The sequence below is a fragment of the Pigmentiphaga sp. MLSB6-MA01 genome (assembly GCF_058793475.1).
On sequence record NZ_JBXAFV010000019.1, the window covers coordinates 1 to 15,067 of the forward strand.

At 65.0% G+C, this 15,067-nt stretch carries 18 protein-coding genes; 16 read left to right on the forward strand and 2 right to left on the reverse strand.

Features of this window, described 5'->3' with window-relative positions; genetic code table 11:
* Positions 1 to 294 precede the first annotated feature (294 nt).
* Positions 295 to 2,244: a bifunctional metallophosphatase/5'-nucleotidase gene (locus tag AC1Q6E_RS25160; RefSeq protein WP_492573757.1), complete on the forward strand. Its 1,950-nt coding sequence runs from the start codon at positions 295 to 297 to the stop codon at positions 2,242 to 2,244.
* Positions 2,245 to 2,688: 444 nt separating this feature from the next.
* Here AC1Q6E_RS25160 and AC1Q6E_RS25165 read toward each other — a convergent pair whose 3' ends face one another.
* Positions 2,689 to 3,132: a hypothetical protein gene (locus AC1Q6E_RS25165; protein ID WP_492573758.1), complete on the reverse strand. Its 444-nt coding sequence runs from the start codon at positions 3,130 to 3,132 to the stop codon at positions 2,689 to 2,691.
* A 279-nt stretch (positions 3,133 to 3,411) separates the two neighbouring features.
* Here AC1Q6E_RS25165 and AC1Q6E_RS25170 point away from each other — a divergent pair, with 279 nt between their 5' ends.
* From AC1Q6E_RS25170 to AC1Q6E_RS25195, 6 genes are all read left to right on the forward strand, one after another.
* A complete protein-coding gene (locus tag AC1Q6E_RS25170) occupies positions 3,412 to 3,570 on the forward strand; it encodes a hypothetical protein (protein ID WP_492573759.1) in 159 nt (52 codons plus the stop codon).
* Between the two features lie 58 nt (positions 3,571 to 3,628).
* On the forward strand, positions 3,629 to 3,841 hold the full coding sequence (locus tag AC1Q6E_RS25175; protein ID WP_152799629.1) for a hypothetical protein: 213 nt from the start codon (positions 3,629 to 3,631) through the stop codon (positions 3,839 to 3,841).
* 104 nt (positions 3,842 to 3,945) lie between these two features.
* Positions 3,946 to 4,110, forward strand: coding sequence for a hypothetical protein (locus AC1Q6E_RS25180; RefSeq protein WP_492573760.1), 165 nt, complete (start codon positions 3,946 to 3,948; stop codon positions 4,108 to 4,110).
* Positions 4,111 to 4,114: 4 nt separating this feature from the next.
* Positions 4,115 to 5,671, forward strand: a complete 1,557-nt coding sequence (locus AC1Q6E_RS25185; protein WP_492573761.1) for a hypothetical protein — start codon at positions 4,115 to 4,117, stop codon at positions 5,669 to 5,671.
* 102 nt (positions 5,672 to 5,773) lie between these two features.
* A complete protein-coding gene (locus AC1Q6E_RS25190; protein WP_492573762.1) occupies positions 5,774 to 6,337 on the forward strand; it encodes a hypothetical protein in 564 nt (187 codons plus the stop codon).
* A gap of 378 nt (positions 6,338 to 6,715) precedes the next feature.
* Positions 6,716 to 7,114, forward strand: coding sequence for a hypothetical protein (locus AC1Q6E_RS25195; protein WP_152799635.1), 399 nt, complete (start codon positions 6,716 to 6,718; stop codon positions 7,112 to 7,114).
* 14 nt (positions 7,115 to 7,128) lie between these two features.
* Here the strand turns inward: AC1Q6E_RS25195 and AC1Q6E_RS25200 are convergent, their stop codons facing one another.
* On the reverse strand, positions 7,129 to 7,725 hold the full coding sequence (locus tag AC1Q6E_RS25200; RefSeq protein WP_492573763.1) for an RNA polymerase sigma factor: 597 nt from the start codon (positions 7,723 to 7,725) through the stop codon (positions 7,129 to 7,131).
* Positions 7,726 to 7,941: 216 nt separating this feature from the next.
* Between AC1Q6E_RS25200 and AC1Q6E_RS25205 the strand changes: the two genes are divergently transcribed.
* The 9 genes from AC1Q6E_RS25205 (at position 7,942) to AC1Q6E_RS25245 (ending at position 15,058) form a co-directional block, all read left to right on the forward strand.
* Positions 7,942 to 8,724: a hypothetical protein gene (locus tag AC1Q6E_RS25205; protein ID WP_152799639.1), complete on the forward strand. Its 783-nt coding sequence runs from the start codon at positions 7,942 to 7,944 to the stop codon at positions 8,722 to 8,724.
* A 24-nt stretch (positions 8,725 to 8,748) separates the two neighbouring features.
* Complete coding sequence (locus AC1Q6E_RS25210) at positions 8,749 to 9,255, forward strand: hypothetical protein (protein ID WP_492573764.1); 507 nt, start codon at positions 8,749 to 8,751, stop codon at positions 9,253 to 9,255.
* Positions 9,256 to 9,288: 33 nt separating this feature from the next.
* Positions 9,289 to 9,618, forward strand: coding sequence for a hypothetical protein (locus AC1Q6E_RS25215; protein WP_152799641.1), 330 nt, complete (start codon positions 9,289 to 9,291; stop codon positions 9,616 to 9,618).
* The gene (locus tag AC1Q6E_RS25220; RefSeq protein ID WP_152799643.1) at positions 9,615 to 10,067 is read left to right on the forward strand and encodes a hypothetical protein; all 453 of its coding nucleotides are present in this window, start codon (positions 9,615 to 9,617) and stop codon (positions 10,065 to 10,067) included. Before AC1Q6E_RS25215 ends, AC1Q6E_RS25220 begins: the two co-directional genes overlap by 4 nt.
* The gene (locus AC1Q6E_RS25225; RefSeq protein ID WP_152799644.1) at positions 10,045 to 10,347 is read left to right on the forward strand and encodes a hypothetical protein; all 303 of its coding nucleotides are present in this window, start codon (positions 10,045 to 10,047) and stop codon (positions 10,345 to 10,347) included. The genes AC1Q6E_RS25220 and AC1Q6E_RS25225 overlap by 23 nt, the downstream gene beginning before the upstream one ends.
* Complete coding sequence (gene sctV, locus AC1Q6E_RS25230) at positions 10,344 to 12,437, forward strand: type III secretion system export apparatus subunit SctV (protein ID WP_152799646.1); 2,094 nt, start codon at positions 10,344 to 10,346, stop codon at positions 12,435 to 12,437. Before AC1Q6E_RS25225 ends, sctV begins: the two co-directional genes overlap by 4 nt.
* Positions 12,438 to 12,549: 112 nt before the next feature.
* The gene (locus tag AC1Q6E_RS25235; protein ID WP_492573765.1) at positions 12,550 to 13,500 is read left to right on the forward strand and encodes a hypothetical protein; all 951 of its coding nucleotides are present in this window, start codon (positions 12,550 to 12,552) and stop codon (positions 13,498 to 13,500) included.
* A gap of 95 nt (positions 13,501 to 13,595) precedes the next feature.
* A complete protein-coding gene (locus AC1Q6E_RS25240) occupies positions 13,596 to 14,030 on the forward strand; it encodes a hypothetical protein (protein WP_492573766.1) in 435 nt (144 codons plus the stop codon).
* 26 nt (positions 14,031 to 14,056) lie between these two features.
* On the forward strand, positions 14,057 to 15,058 hold the full coding sequence (locus AC1Q6E_RS25245) for an FHA domain-containing protein (protein WP_492573767.1): 1,002 nt from the start codon (positions 14,057 to 14,059) through the stop codon (positions 15,056 to 15,058).
* Positions 15,059 to 15,067: the final 9 nt, after the last annotated feature.

The window sequence follows — 15,067 nt, forward strand, 5'->3', positions numbered from 1 at the left end:
GACTGTTCCCGCCCGAGTTCTGCGCCCGCCCCGTCCACCCTGTCCCCACCGGGAAGTCCCGCGCAGCGGGACCGGCTCCGCTGCGCCCCGCCCGCCCCCCGGCCCCGGCACCCCGGACAAGACCGGGTAAAGAACATGAATGTCGATTCCGCCTGGCGTCGCTGACGCTTGGTTTAATTTATAAAATGAAACCAGGTATCTACAGACGAAACAAAAAGTTCATGAAAATTTCACGACCGTTTCATGGCAGGTCGCCATGCTGCGTGCTCCTTTGTGGACATGCGGACAACGATCATGAAAAAAATCCTGGGAGCCGGCGCGGGGCTGGCTGCGGTGTTGCTGACAGCGGGCTGCCTGTCGTCGAGCGATGACGATCCCGTTCCCGTCACCCCGGCGCCGGACGGCAGGCCGCTGGCGCTGACCATCCTGCACATCAACGATCACCATTCCCACCTGGACGCCACGTCGTCCACGCTGCAACTGAAAGTGGCCGATGGTTCGCGCAAGGCGGTCTCGGTATCGGCCGGCGGCTTTCCCCGTGTCAAGAGCGCGATCGACGAACTGGCGGCGAAGTCGCCCCACGTGTTGAAACTGCACGCCGGCGACGCGCTGACGGGCACGCTGTATTTCAACCGGGCGGGCGCGGTGGGCGAGCCCGATGCCGCCATGATGAACACCGTGTGCTTCGATGCCTTCGCACTGGGCAACCACGAGTTCGACAAGGGCGACAGCGGCTTGAAGGGCTTCATCGACCAGCTCCACGCCGGCAGCTGCAAGACGCCCGTCCTGAGCGCCAATGTCAGCTTCGCCGCGGCCTCCGCGCTGCACCCCTCGCGGGCGGCGGGCGCCGTGTCGCCGTCGGCGATCGTCGAACGCGACGGCCAGAAGATCGGCATCATCGGCCTGACGATCGCCGCCAAGACCCAGGCCTCTTCCAGCCCCGACAAAGGCACCGTCTTCGAGGACGAGGCGGTGGCGGCCCAGCGCGAGATCGACGCGCTGCGCAAGCAGGGCATCGACAAGATCATCCTGCTCAGCCATACCGGCTACGGCTACGACAAGCAGATCATCGCCAAGCTCGACGGCGTGGACGTGATGGTGGGCGGGGACTCGCATACGCTGCTCGGCCCCGACGCGATGGCGGCCACCTATGGCATGGGCGCGACGCCGGGCGGCGCGTATCCGACGCGGGTCACCGACAAGCAGGGCAAGCCGGTATGCCTGGTCCAGGCATGGGAATACAGCCGCGTGGTGGGGGAGTTGAAAGTCGAGTTCGATGCCAAGGGCGAGGTCAGCAAGTGCGAAGGGACTCCCCATGTCCTGATCGGCGATGACTTCGCCATCGGCGGCGCGGCGGCGGGGGCGTCCGACAAGGCCGCGATCCTGGCCGACGTGCAGGCCAGCGGCTTCCTGCGGGTGACCGCTTCCAACGCCGCGGCGGCACAACGGTTGCAACCGTTCAAGCTGAAAGTGGACGAGTTCAACAAGACCGTCGTGGCACAGGCACCCGACGAACTGTGCTCGCGCCGCGTGCCGGGCGGTTCGCCCACGCAGACCGCGGGCTGGAACGACTACGGCCGTTCGAGCGCGGCCTGCAATGCGCAGGGCGACGTGACCCGGCGCGGCGGCGATATCCAGCAGATCGTCGCGCAGGCCTTCCTGGAGATCGCGCAGAAATCCTATGGCGGCGCCGACCTGACGCTGCAGAGCGGCGGCGGCGTGCGGGTGCCCCTGCAAGGCGACATCACCGCGGGCCGGGCGATCGAGGTCGTGCCTTTCGGCAACCAGTTGTACCGCCTGGAGGTGACCGCGACGGAGATCAAGAACCTGCTGGAGGATGGCATCGAGGCCACCTATGGCGGCACCGGCGCTACCGGGCCTTATCCCTACACCGGTGGATTGCGCTGGGACGTGGACGCGACCCGGCCCAAGGGCAGCCGCATCGCCAACATCGAGCTGCGCGACAGCGCCACGGGCAACTGGGCGCTGCTGGACCTGGGCAACGGCACCCGCACCTACAAGCTGTTCGTGTTGAGCTTCAACGCCAACGGCGGCGACGGCTACGCCACGCTGGCCGCGGTGCCGGCGTCGCGGCGCCTGGACGTGGGCGTGCTGGATGCCGATGTGTTCCTGGAATACATCGCGGCCCAGTCCAAGGCCGGCAATGGCCTGCCGCAGTTGCGCAAGCTCGATGCATCGCTCTACAGCACGAAATCGCATCGTGACGCGTTTCGCGTGGACTGACGAACGTTGAATTGGTCCGGCCGTCTTGTTCCCCGAGCCTTGCAACGCAAGGGGCCGGTCTCTCGGTACGTATCGGCGCGAAGCCGGGAACGGAAAACCGGCCGCGGCGATGTTCCGCCGCGGCCAGCCGCGCCATTTAGGTCGGTCGCCTGACCAGGCACCACTGCAACGGCCGGCCCGTCGCCGGGCGGAGCGCCGGTGAACAGGGCTGTTCGGCGGGAGACGCGGTCGTCGACCGCGGCGCAACGGGGGGAATTCCACCGCGGAGACGCCGCTCGGCGGAGGGGCGGTCGTTGTCGCGGATGCCATGCAGATGAATGTCCGTACCGGGCATCTGGTTCCATTCTTGTTTCTTCGGCAGCCAACTCGCCGCGCGCGCGACCGCTTCCGGTTCAAGCGAAGGCAATCGCCGGCGGCGCCGGCGATTGCCCGGACGAAGCGGCGTCAGCCGCCCTGGATGTCGAAGCGGGTGCCGTCGCCACCTGCGTCGCCTCCGCCCTTGCCCTTGACCGCTTCCAGGTCCTCGGGCTTGACGCCCATCATGCCGGCCAGCTTGTGCAGCTCTTCGGGTGAGATGCTGCCATTCATCAGTTTCTTGAGCAGTTTCTTGATCTCGTCTTCGTCGCCGCTGTCCTCCGCTCCGCCGGCGCCTTGCGCACCTCCGGCACCCTGAGGACCTCCACCGCCTTGCGACGGATTCGTCCCCATGGCCCTGTCGACCAGTTCCTTCGCCACCATGTCGCGCTGCCAGGGTTCGAGATTCTTGCCTAGCTCCTTGAACAAGTCCTGCGTATCCATCTTGCCGAGCTTGTTGGAGTAGTCCTGCATTTCGCCTGCGGACGGGATACCGCCGGCGCCGCCTATGCCAGAAACGCTATTGACGCTCACGCTATTTCCTTTGAAGAGTGGGGGAGTGTGGATAGCACCGACCGCGCGCCGGAGCCTTGGAGTCATCCAGGCGGGGCGGTTCTACGCGGATGAGTGGTGCCGGCGGCATCGCCGGTTCCCCGGCGGCTGGCAGGGAACCCGCATGCGGTGCGGCCGTCGCGGCATGAAATTTTCGCCAATGCGCGTGGAACCGCCCAGCGCACGTGCGCTACCCATGGAGGACCGCACGCCTGCTGGTAGCGGCGGTTCCTACTTTTCTACTCTATATGGAGGTTCATCATGGCAAGTCTGCTTCCTGGTTTGGCTTCTGGTACCGCGGATGCGGTCAGCAATGGCTACGCGGCCGATGCGTCCAAGACCGTCGTCGATAACATGAAAGCTGACACCAATCTGAAGAAAGGAGGCCGCGACCACAGCGTCCAACTTACCGGTGGTTGATTGAGCGTTGGTGCAGCGCGGACGGCCCCTCGGGGTCGTTCCTGTCTCAGGAGCGAATATGTCTACATTTCCAGAGCCATGGGCTGCTTCCACGCGCAGTCTCGGCAATTCCTATGAGCGCGACGGTGTGCTGAATTCGACCGCCTTGGCGGCGAAAGCGGGTGCCCAGCATGCCACCGAATTCCAATTGTGGGTCTCGCAGCAGGCGACTTCGCTGGCGAAGCTGAAAATCTTCGCCACGATGGCCAAGAACATCAACGACCAGCAATAGGACATTCGCCGAGTTTGGTTTTACCGGTCTTGAGTGACCATTGTCACGCCGTCTTTGGGAGGGGGGCCCATCGAGAACGGTGCTCGCAACTTCAAGGAGCAGTGATGTCGATAACGGGAAGTTCGATCAACGCCGGGCTCAGGCGAGGCGTCAGCGACGCGCTCATGTCGATTCGGAGCGCCGATGACGCCAAGGCCAATGTTGACAACGTCTCCATCTTCACCGGGATGATCAAGAAGGCGGAGGAAAGTGCCCAGGCCTCCTTGTGAGGTCATGTCGCCGTGGTCCGGCAGCCGCGGCACGCGGCTGCTTTTTTGTCTGAACCGCAAGGCTTCATTTCGATCGACCTTGCATCTATTGGAGAACTTCCCTATGTCAACCGTGACCTTCAGCAGTGTGACCTTCAACGCCGGCGATCCCTGCGGCGGCGACAGCCACGACGCCCCCCGCCATTGCGGGGGCCAGCGTCCGCCGTGGCAGGATAACTGCGACATCGGCTACCAGGGCGGCGGGCAACCGGGTGGGAACCAGGGTTGGGACTCGGTGCTCAACAACATGAATGTCCCCGAAGCCATCAAGGATCTCATCCGCCTGACGATGAAGTCGAGCCCGCAGACCGAAATGCTGCCGTCGGAGGCGAGCGCGGTCGGCACCATTCAGCGGTTCCAGAAGGACAACAACATCGGCCTGCTGTCGTATGACCAGATGAAGGAAATGGCCACCAAAGGGACGCTGGACGGCAAGCCTATTCCCGGCAGCAATCCCGAGGCGGTGCGTGACGCTGCCAAGACCTACATGGCCAACGGCGGTTCGCTGTTCGACCGAATGGAACAGGCTCGCACTGGCGAGCGCGACGGCAAGCTGGGCTCCACCGACCCGGACTACTACGATCGTTCGAAACTGTCGCAGAAACCTACCCTGGCTTCCGTCGGGCCTGGATGCTTCATGGATTCGTGCGCCAACAACCGGATCTCGCCGACCCGGCCGGAAGAGTTTTTCGCCGTCAAGACTGTGGAGAAATTCCAGCAGGACTATGGCATCGGTCCCCTTTCCTATCTGCAGATGAAGGAAATCGCCCACCGCGGCACGCTGAACGGCAGGGAGCTTCCGGGTAGCCAGGACGAGCGGGAAGACCTGCGCGACGCGGCCCGCATTTATACGGCCAACCGCGGCGAACTGTTCGGGAAGGTAGCGGGCTGCGACGGCCGTTTGTGCGTCGGCGATCCGAGGCAGTCGCTCAATGGCGTGATCTGGACGCCGCCCGGACAGTCGGGGAGCGCCAAGAGCGATACCCAGGCGGTCGAAACCATCGAACAGTATCAGCGGACCAATGGTATCGGCCTGATCTCCTTTGACCAGATGACGGAGATGGCCACGAAGGGCACGCTGGACGGCAAGCGGGTTCCCGCCGACGTGCAGCAGGCCGCGCAGGCCTATGTGGCCGATGGCGGGCGCTTGTTCGACAAGATCGAGACCGCGGTCAACGGCAAGAACGACAACCTGTTGAGCGCCGACGATGCCGCCAAGGCGCGTGAGAAAGGCCGGATCGGCATGAGCGCGGATACTGCGATCGGAACCATGGAAGCTTTCCAGAAGCTTCCGCTGATCGGCGGAAATATCTCTCGCGAGCAGATGAAGGAGATCGCCGAGAAAGGCACGTTCAAGGGAGTGGAGGTTCCGCCCGACGTCAAGCTGGCCGCGCGTGTCTTCATGGACAACGATGGCGCGATATTCGATGTCCTGGAGTCCGCCAAGACAGGCGAGCGCGACGGCACCCTGGGGGTTGGCGACTACGGTGCGGCACGCGACAAGGGATGGCTCCACGCCTGATCCCTGGCGCATCGAACCGGACCTCTGCCGCGGGCATGTCCGGGCGAGTCTTCCAGCCGTGGCCCACCTGGGTCCACGGCTGGAAAATGAAGGAGTGATTTCATGAGTATTCAACGCGTCATGCCCGGTTCGTCGGGCGCGGCCCTCGTGGACATGATCCATGCCCATGTGGGACTGCATGACCAGCGCGACGCCAACAAGGCGCGCGTCGGCAACGCGGTCGTCCGGCACGATCCGGCGCAGCCGCTGTCGCGGGCGCTGCCACATCCGGCCCGGCGTCCGGCCTTCCTGAAGACCGGCGGTCCGGCGCATGGCGACAAGGGGGCCCGCAAGTCGGCGTCCCGCCGGGACCTGGCTCGCGCGGATACAGGCGACGAGGCCGAGCTGGCTCGTTGGCCCCGCATGGAGGCGGGCGATCGCATGGCGGGCCCGATTCCGAGCAACGATCTGATGGGCGTCGCGGTGCGTTCCGAACCCGTGCATGGCCGGCGCATGGCGCTTCAGCGGTCGAGTGGACATGCTCCCACCCGCAGGAGCGTGCCGACCATGCAGGGCCGTGCGCAGGCCGTGGTTGCGGTTGCGGCGCGGCAGGCCATGCTCGGACGCGACCGTGCCTGTGCGTGGTTGTTTCGCCAGCCGGAATCGGCCGGTCAGGTGGCGGTCTGACGTCCTCCTGCGGCGCAACGGGCGGACGCCGCTGTTTCCGCCTTCTTTTCAGTCAAGGCGAGTACCGTGAACCGAGAACAGGATTTTCTTGACCCGGCCTTTTTAAAGCCCCAGGTGCTTGCCCATGCCGACCCGCGCACGTGGGCCGCGCCCGAGGACGGCCTGCCTTCGCATCGAACCCGGGCGATGCTTCGCAAGTAGCGCACCGGGGTTCCCCTTCTCCGGCATCCGGCGCCTCCCCGGGGGAGAGCGCTGCGCCATTCACATGTTCAAGCCGAGGTTAAAATGACGTTAGTCGCTGCGTGCAGCGGCCTGCTGGCCGTCGTGCAACTGCGCCAGAGTGGCTTGCAAAGACCCGTTTTCAACAGGAAAGGAAACTTGGAAGAAGACCGGCCGGACGATATGACGGGGCAGGGGGTCAAGGACCTGCTGGCGGACCTGGCAAACCTGTCGGGGCAGGCTGCGGCGGAGCGCCCGGCATTGGAACTGCTGATCGGCGACATCCTGACCCGTACCTCGGTCGAGCCGGCCGGACTCGATCTCTACCTGTGCGTGACAGGCCTGCTGCCGCCGTGCGAATGCACCTTGCCGCCTTCGGCGCTGGCCGGGCGCGAGCGCGCCGGTTATGAGCTGCTGTGGCATGCGGACCAGGGCCGCTACATCGTGGTGCGCAGAATCCCCTTGCGGATGCTCAGCGGGGAGCGGGGCGTCATGGACGAGATTCTCAATACCGCCGATCTGGCGCAAGGCTGCCTGCGGGAAATCGCGGGCAAGTAGCGGGCTGAGGGTGGTCATGCGGCGGACGGCGGCGTGTCGCCGTACTCGCTGCGCACCGCGGCGCGCACCCGCGACACGCGCGAGCGAACCGTGCCGATCGGGATCTGCAGCTGCCGGGCCGCCTCCTCGTAGGTAGAGTCGCCGTCAAGCACCGCTTCGAAGGTCGAACGGATCTTTGCCGGCAATGCATCCAGCAGGTCATCCACTTTCTGCGCGATCTGGCGCCGCTCGTACTGCATGGCGGGATCGGCATTGGCGTCAACCAACTGCTCCATGAAGTTCTCGTCGACCATCTCATAGCGATCGGCCACATTGCGGCGTACCTGGTTGCGAGCCAGGTTCAGCGCGATCCCGAACAGCCAGGTCGAAGGCTTGGACAGACCCGAGAACCGATGGGCACACCGGACAGCCTCGATGAAGGTGTTCTGCACCACGTCTTCCGCGTCTTCATGGTTGCCGACATAGCGATGCACGAAACGCAGAAGGTGGCCGCGATGCTGTGAGTACAGCGCGACGACGTCGATCGCCGCGCCCGGAGACGTCTGTTCCGCCTGCTCATGGCTGCGGGTGTGGGGGGCATCGTGGCCGGCATCATCGGTGGGCATGTTCATGCGGTTCTCCTTTCGGAAGCACTCGTTCGATGAGTGTGTGTTGAGGGGCATGGACGCACGATAGCGACGTGTCCGGCGCTTGAAAGCATTCCTTGAACATTCGTGAGACTTTGAAAGTTTTTGAGGAATCGGCGCCGATCGCGTGGAACCGCGCCGAAGGGCCGGTGTGCGGCGTTGGCAATGGAACCCGGCTTTCGATGTACGCCACCCAAGGCCATGAACCAGATCACCCGCATTTCTCTGAACAGCCATCATCCTGAACATGCGCCGGTCCCCAAGCCGCCGCAGCCGTCCAGGCCGGTGTCGTGGCAGTCTTTCACCCCCGGCCAGGGGTATGTCGAGTTCACCTCTCCCGATGCCATCAACAATCAGGCCGGTGTGCGAGAGGGGTTGGGAAACCGCAACCGCAGCCTGGCCCAGCGCCTGGAAGTGCCTGTGCCCATGCTGCCGCAGCGCTATGTGTCGCCACGGAATGCGCGTTCGGGCAAGACCGGACGCAAGAAAGAAGATGGCAGCGATGGCGCCTTCCTGGCTCCGCTGGAGGATGCGCTGGATCTTTTGTCCCGCGACGAAGGGGACGGTGGCAAGGAGGCGCTGGAGTCCCACTTGCGGCGCCACTTCGAGCCGCTGCAGCAGTACCACGTGCTGTTCGAGGCGTTCCACGCGCTGGAAAACGAAGACTTGCCGCCTCGCAAGAAGAAGGCCATGCGCCGTACGCTCGACGGCATGATGAGCGAGTTGGTGCAAAAGCATCCGCACGAACTGCGCAAGGCGCTACAGGAAAGCGACGAGCTGGTGTCCGCGGTCGATGCCATGTCGGAGGACATGCCGACGTCGGTGCGCGATCTGCGATTCCTGATCGGCGCCAAGGCCAGGGGCAACATGGACACGCCCTTGACGCCCTTGACGATGCTCAAGGCGTTGATCAGGAATTTCGGGGCCGACAAGTGCGTGCAGGCCATGGGCACGCTGCGCTCTCGCATGATGTCGGGGTTCTGACGTGGATTTCAGGAGGCGGGCGCCGTGAAATCGGACTTGCGCAACAATCCCCTGCGCAGCATGGGACGCTACTGGTTGACCATGGCCGACAGCTCGGCCTTTACCCTGGTTCGTTCGGCTGTCTGGGCCGCCGAGTCGCTGCGCAATGACCTGGCCGACCAGGCTCGACTGGCGACTCGCCAGAGCAGCGCCGAACTCGCGGTCGTGCTGCTGACCGCGGCCGAATCGGGCTGGGGCAAGGGCAAGGCTACTCAATTGGTGGGGCAGATCGTCGATCTTTCCGGGCCGGCGCAGCACTTGCGCGGCCGCGTCTATCTGCTGGTGCGCGACACCATGGCCAGGTTGCCGCTGGTGCTCTGGCCGCAGGAAAAACAGGCCGCGCGTCGAGATCTGCTGGAAGAACTGACGCGTCAGCTCAACCAATACCAGATCGAGATGACCGCTCATCCCTCGCGCGAGGAATTGCGCGAGCGGCTCTGGCGCGAAGCAGTGACCGGCCAGCGCAAGAGCGAAACGCGCCAGCGCGGTTGAAACGCGCCGGCCCTGTCACGAAAGGAAGGCACCATGGAAGAACTGGTACTGCGGCTTGCCGGGGAGTGCCGCATGCAGCAGGCGGTGGCGATGAGCACGTTGGAAAGCGGCGTGCAGCTCTTCGCCTACCCCCTGTCCGAACAGCGGATCCTGCTGGCCCTGGGCGTGGGGCCCGACGCCGCGCTTACCGCGGGGGAACTGCTGTCGCGCCGCGCCGCGCGTCTGCGGGAAACCGGCGGCTGGCTGCCGTCGATGTTCAATGATGGCAGTCTTTACCTGGTGCGTCGCCTGAGCGCGCAAGAGGAAGAGGGCGGCGACGCATTGGCATCGCAGCTCAGGCTGGCGCTGGAGATACTCAATTGACGCCGGGTGTCAGCGGGGATGCGCGCCTGCCGTATCCCGTGGATGTCGGTGACGCGGGGCAGATCCACAATGCCGCCGATGCGCTGCCCGCGGCCAGGACCCGATCGACCCTGCTCCCCGCGGAAGAGGCCCTGTCCCTGCCGTCGCCCGCCTTCACGCCCGACCCGGCGCTGCAACTGCTGGGTCGCTTGATGGGCGCGCGTCTCTGCACCGACAACCTCGCCTGGCGCGGTAATCCGGTGGCTGTCATGCGCAGCCTGCAGAAGCGGCTGGTGGAACATGCGTTGAACCTTCCGGAAGATCGCAGGGAACCCGCGATGCGCGCCATCCGCACCGTCGAACTGGCGGTGGCCTGGAGGCTGCGCTGGCTGCAAATGAAGCGCAGCGATGCGGAAAGTCAACTCATCCAACCACAGCAGGAAGATCATGCGACGTCCCCGATCGAGTGATGCCACGTCTCAGGAACTGCAACTGGCCATCGGCCTGGTTTGGGGGCATCTCAATGCCTACCAGTACGAACCGGCGTATGACCTGGCCATGGGCTGCCTGCAGCTCTGGCCGGGGGACTCCTGGCTGCAGCTGATGTGCGACTACGCCGCCGCCGAACTGATGGAGCCGGTCGACGATAAACGGTTGCGCGCGTTGCGCACCACCGAAAACGGGGCATGGGTGGATCTGGTGCTGCGGCGTCTTCCGCCGCCGGGCATGGGAGGGGCAGGAAAATCATGAAGGCCATGTGGATCGTCCTGCTGCTCAACCGGTTCGCGGGCCAGTTGGCCAAGCGCGCCGAACTGTTGGCGGCAGCGTTGGTGATCGGCATCGTCTTCATGCTGGTGCTGCCCATGCCGCTGTGGCTGCTGGACATGATGATCGCGTTCAGCTTGAGCGCTTCAGGCCTGATCGTGATCGTGGCCATGTACATGCCCGGGCCGACCGCCTTTTCCACCTTTCCGGCAGTGTTGCTGCTGACGACGCTGTTCCGGCTTGCCATTTCGGTATCCACCACGCGCCTGATCCTGCTGGAGGCCGAGGCCGGCCATATCGTCGAGACCTTCGGCAACTTCGTGGTGGGCGGCAACCTGGCGGTGGGCCTGGTGATTTTCCTGATACTGACCGTGGTGCAGTTCATCGTCATCACCAAAGGATCGGAGCGTGTGTCGGAAGTGTCGGCGCGATTCTCGCTGGATGCGATGCCGGGCAAGCAGATGTCGATCGACAGCGACCTGCGCGCGGGCATCCTGACCGCCGACGAAGCCCGGGCCAAGCGGGCGCACCTGGGCCAGGAGAGCCAGCTTCACGGGGCCATGGACGGTGCCATGAAATTCGTCAAGGGGGATGCCATCGCCAGCCTGTGCATCACGGCGATCAACCTTATCGGCGGCATCACCATCGGTATCGTCCAGCGCGGCATGGACGCGGGCGAGGCCATGCACGTCTACTCGATCCTGTCCATCGGCGATGCCTTGATCGGACAGATTCCGGCGCTCCTGATCGCGCTCGGCGCGGGCATCATCACCACGCGCGTGAACAACGACAACAAGGAGGAAGGCGAAGAGACCAATATCGGACGCGACATCGCGGCCGAGCTGTTCGCCGAACCCAAGGCCTTGCTGACCACCGCGGCCATCGTGTTGTTGTTCGGCCTGGTCCCCGGCATGCCGTCGGCGGTATTCGTGGTGCTGGCGGCCGGGTTGGGCATCGCCGGCGTGACCGGTCTGCTCAAGCCGCTGGCCGATGCCGAGATGCGGCGCGAGGCCGAGGAGCAGGAAAGAAAGAACGCGCGCATCGTCGATTTGACCAACTTCTCCGCCACGACACCGTTCATCCTGCGTCTGCCGGAATCCTTGCGCAACACGGTCGAGGCCGAGACGATCCGTACCGCTGTGCGCGTGATGCGCAACGGCATGCTGGAGCGGCGGGGCATTCCCGATATCAAACCCGTGGAACTCGAGTACAGCCAGGCGATGCCGGCTGACCGGGCGCATTTCCTGATGGCCGAGGTGCCGCTGGTGGACGACGAGATCATGCTTGGCTGGGGGGCCACCCGCGAGTCGTTGGAGCGGGTGCAGGAGCTGGGTTTCCAGGCGTTCGAGCGCAACATCGCGGGTTCGCGCCGGCGCCGCGTCTGGGTCAAGATGGACGACGAGGCCAGGCTGTCCGAGGCTGGTATCCAATGCCAGCGCTGGGAAATCGTGTTCGCCGCCGACATAGAGGTCGAGATGCTGCGCAATTGCCAGATGTTCGTCGGCGTCAACGAGGTGATCCGCTTCACCATGTGGGCCGAACGCCGCTATCCCGAACTGGGCAAGGAGGTGCTCAAGTCGGTCACCCTGCCGCGCCTGACGGAGGTGGTGCAGCGTCTCGCGCGCGAAGGCGTCGCGCTGCGCAACGCGCGGCTGCTGCTGGAAACCACGCTGGACTGGGCGCCCAAGGAGCGCGATCCGGACGTGATCGCCGACTACGTGCGGCTGGCCTTCAAGCGCCAATTGTGTTTCGAGGCCTCGCGCGACGGCTTGATCGAGGTCATCCTGCTGTCGCCGGAGTTGGAGGACATGCTGCGCAACGCCATGCGCCAGACCAGCCAGGGCAGCTATCTCGACATCGATTCGGAAGTCGAGCAGACCTTGCTGGACCGCCTGAACGATCTTTGTACCAACGTATGTACGCCAATCACCCCGCCGGTCCTGGTGACGGCAGCCGACATCCGACGCTCGGTGCGCAAGTTGATCGAGGAAGAGTTCTTTCCGGTGCCGGTATTCGCCTTCTCGGAGTTGACCCAGCATGCCAAGGTCAAGCCGGTGGGGATGATCGAGGTCTGAAGCGCCGGGGCGCGGGAACCAAGGGGCTTGGCGGGACATTCATGGAATAGACGACACAGAGGCGGCTTGTGCCAAACCGCCGCCGGTCCGGGCCCTTTGCAAGGACGACATCATGCCCATCGACAACCGCTACAACATGCCACCCACCGGGAGCCAGGGTTACGGCTTCGGCGGTCCTGCCCACCAGCAGGGCGCCCCTTACGTCTCCCAGCCGCCGCGAAACCCCTTCGGATGGGCTGAACGCCTGATGGTCAAAGTCGATGACTATGTCACCGGCAAGGCGGAACAGAAAGTGGACTATTTCACCAGCATGAATGCCTACCTGGCAGGACGCAGGCAGCACATGGACAGCCAGGCCGGGCCGTACTCCCGACCCCCTTCCCCTCATGGCTATCCCGCCTACCCCGCCGCCCAAGGCATGCCCCCGCATGCCCCCGCGATGGGAGGGCCGGAAGATCCGATGGTACAGGAGCTCCGGCAGATGTTCGGCCACATCTTGACTCGATTCGCCGATTTCGAGCGGTCCGTGGACCAACGTCTTTCCGCAATGGAGGCAAGAATCGACCGCTTCGTGCCGGCCATGCCGGGAGCGAGGCCCCAGGCGGAAGACGCCGTGCGCCATTCTCCACCGCCGCGGATACGAAGGAAGGACGTGGCGACAGGGGACAGGAGCCCCGCGTCGGGAATGAGGCCCTCCGCTCCGCCGCCGCTTCCGCCCCGGCCGGACGGGTCTTCGCAAACGCAAGCCGCCGACCCTCGGGAACGGCGCGCCGAATGGGACCGTAGAAGCATGGACACGTCGGTCTCGGAGCACGATACCGACGATGGCCGCTTCAGCGACGAGGGCCCCTCGTTCTCGCGCCGCCGGCGGCCTCCTCCTCCCCCACCCAGGCAGGCTTCCCCGCAGGCCGCCGGAAACACACCGGGACTGGCTGCCGGCACCAGCGATCACGTGCGGAACCAATACGCGGCGGATTTTTCCGGCGAGCTGCGCGCCAACGTCCAGGCCGAGACGCAGACCAAGGACGATGGGCGCCGGCACGCCTTGAGATTGACCCATTGAACCGGCGCGCCAGGCGCGAAGAAGGACGAATGCGGCATGGACAGTGGACCGGCCGCATTCTTGTATGCATGACGCAGTGACATCGGAGCGTAGCCATGAACCTACCGGAAAAGAAAGCGGCCTTGCCGCGCAAGGTGATGTCGATGACGCATGAGCGGGCGCTGGAGATCATCGAGCGTGCGCAGCGGGATAAATACCTCGCGCGAGAGGTGGATGAACTGCGTGAGAAGTGCGGCCAGTTCATTGGCGACCTGATGCACGAGGTTGGCCAGGAAATCGCGGCGAAGGAGCGCAAGATTCCCGTCCTGCTGCGCAACCGGGAGGAGTCCGCCATTTCGCTGCGCAGCGCCGCCGCGCACCGCGAGCAGCGCGCTCGCGAACGGCGCGAGCTGGCCGAGGCGGTGGTGATGGGAGCGTTGTTCAACAGCGGCAATCCGGATTGGGATCCGCTGGATCCGGCTACGTACGAAACCGACCGCGGCGGGTTGCTGATGGCCTTGCTGAAAACCACCAGGAAATGGGTGGAATAGGGCCTGCCGTCGATGAAGGAGCAATCATGCAGGAACTGCGAATACTGAGCGGATACCATCGCGGCGCCACTTTGCCGCTGGACGAGGGCGCGACCCTGGCCATCGGGGCTGAGGAAGATGCCGACGTGGTGCTGGCCGATCCCGGGATCGCGGGGCGCCATGCGCGCTTGTCTTGCGATGTGGGAGCCTGGATGCTGGAGCCGGCCGATGGCGAGGTGCGGGGCCAGGACAGCAATATCGCTCGGGATCGGGTGCTCCTGGCTGACGGGGCATTCGCCCGTGTGGGTGCCATCTGGCTGGCGATATGCGACAGCGACGCGCCCTGGCAGGATCCCCCCGCCGAGCCCGTCGATGGGCCGTCGCAGGAGGCCGATCGGAATGCGACTGGCCCGGACGAGGAGCCGGCGGAGGGGGGAGCCGCAACAAACATGCAGGCGCAGCCCGCGGAGTCAGCCGCTACCGAGGTGGCTCCGCCGGTCCGCCCTTCACGCGGATTGCGCGTGGTGCTGATTCCTGTGACCGCCATGGCAGTGCTGTCGGCAGCGGCCGCCTACGCCTTGACCGGCCATCCGGCCGCAGATGGCGAAACGGCCGTGCGCGAGGCGGCCGAGGCGGGTCGCCTTGTGGCCATGCCGCGTCGGCTGCCGCCCGACGAGTTGCAGGCCGCCCTGCGCAAGCGTCTGGCGGAGATCGACTTGTTGTCCCGCCTCGCGATCGACCTGCGGGACCAGGAGTGGACGATACGCGGCGCCTTGAGCGACGACGACGCCGAGCGCCTGCAGCGCGCGCTGCGCGCGTTCTCTGACAGATATGTGGTCGATTTTCCGGTTCATGTGAAGATAGGGAGCGCCGAGGCCATGCTGCCTTTCCGGATTGTCCAGGTGATCGCCGGCGACGATCCCAGCATCGTCATCGACGACGGCCGGCGTTTGTACGTGGGAGATGAGTACCGCGGGGTGCGGCTGGCGGCGATGGCTGGCAACCAGCTCAAATTCACGGGCAAGCAGACGCTGAACGTCGCATGGTGACGAGCGCGT

Excerpts from the sequence above, each read along its gene's own strand:
- AC1Q6E_RS25160 (WP_492573757.1), top strand. The coding sequence starts at position 295 with ATGAAAAAAATCCTGGGAGCCGGCGCGGGGCTGGCTGCGGTGTTGCTG.
- AC1Q6E_RS25170 (WP_492573759.1), top strand. The coding sequence starts at position 3,412 with ATGGCAAGTCTGCTTCCTGGTTTGGCTTCTGGTACCGCGGATGCGGTC.
- AC1Q6E_RS25175 (WP_152799629.1), top strand. The coding sequence starts at position 3,629 with ATGTCTACATTTCCAGAGCCATGGGCTGCTTCCACGCGCAGTCTCGGC.
- AC1Q6E_RS25180 (WP_492573760.1), top strand. The coding sequence starts at position 3,946 with ATGTCGATAACGGGAAGTTCGATCAACGCCGGGCTCAGGCGAGGCGTC.
- AC1Q6E_RS25185 (WP_492573761.1), top strand. The coding sequence starts at position 4,115 with ATGTCGCCGTGGTCCGGCAGCCGCGGCACGCGGCTGCTTTTTTGTCTG.
- AC1Q6E_RS25190 (WP_492573762.1), top strand. The coding sequence starts at position 5,774 with ATGAGTATTCAACGCGTCATGCCCGGTTCGTCGGGCGCGGCCCTCGTG.
- AC1Q6E_RS25200 (WP_492573763.1), bottom strand. The coding sequence starts at position 7,725 with ATGAACATGCCCACCGATGATGCCGGCCACGATGCCCCCCACACCCGC.
- AC1Q6E_RS25205 (WP_152799639.1), top strand. The coding sequence starts at position 7,942 with ATGAACCAGATCACCCGCATTTCTCTGAACAGCCATCATCCTGAACAT.
- AC1Q6E_RS25215 (WP_152799641.1), top strand. The coding sequence starts at position 9,289 with ATGGAAGAACTGGTACTGCGGCTTGCCGGGGAGTGCCGCATGCAGCAG.
- AC1Q6E_RS25225 (WP_152799644.1), top strand. The coding sequence starts at position 10,045 with ATGCGACGTCCCCGATCGAGTGATGCCACGTCTCAGGAACTGCAACTG.
- sctV (WP_152799646.1), top strand. The coding sequence starts at position 10,344 with ATGAAGGCCATGTGGATCGTCCTGCTGCTCAACCGGTTCGCGGGCCAG.
- AC1Q6E_RS25235 (WP_492573765.1), top strand. The coding sequence starts at position 12,550 with ATGCCCATCGACAACCGCTACAACATGCCACCCACCGGGAGCCAGGGT.
- AC1Q6E_RS25240 (WP_492573766.1), top strand. The coding sequence starts at position 13,596 with ATGAACCTACCGGAAAAGAAAGCGGCCTTGCCGCGCAAGGTGATGTCG.
- AC1Q6E_RS25245 (WP_492573767.1), top strand. The coding sequence starts at position 14,057 with ATGCAGGAACTGCGAATACTGAGCGGATACCATCGCGGCGCCACTTTG.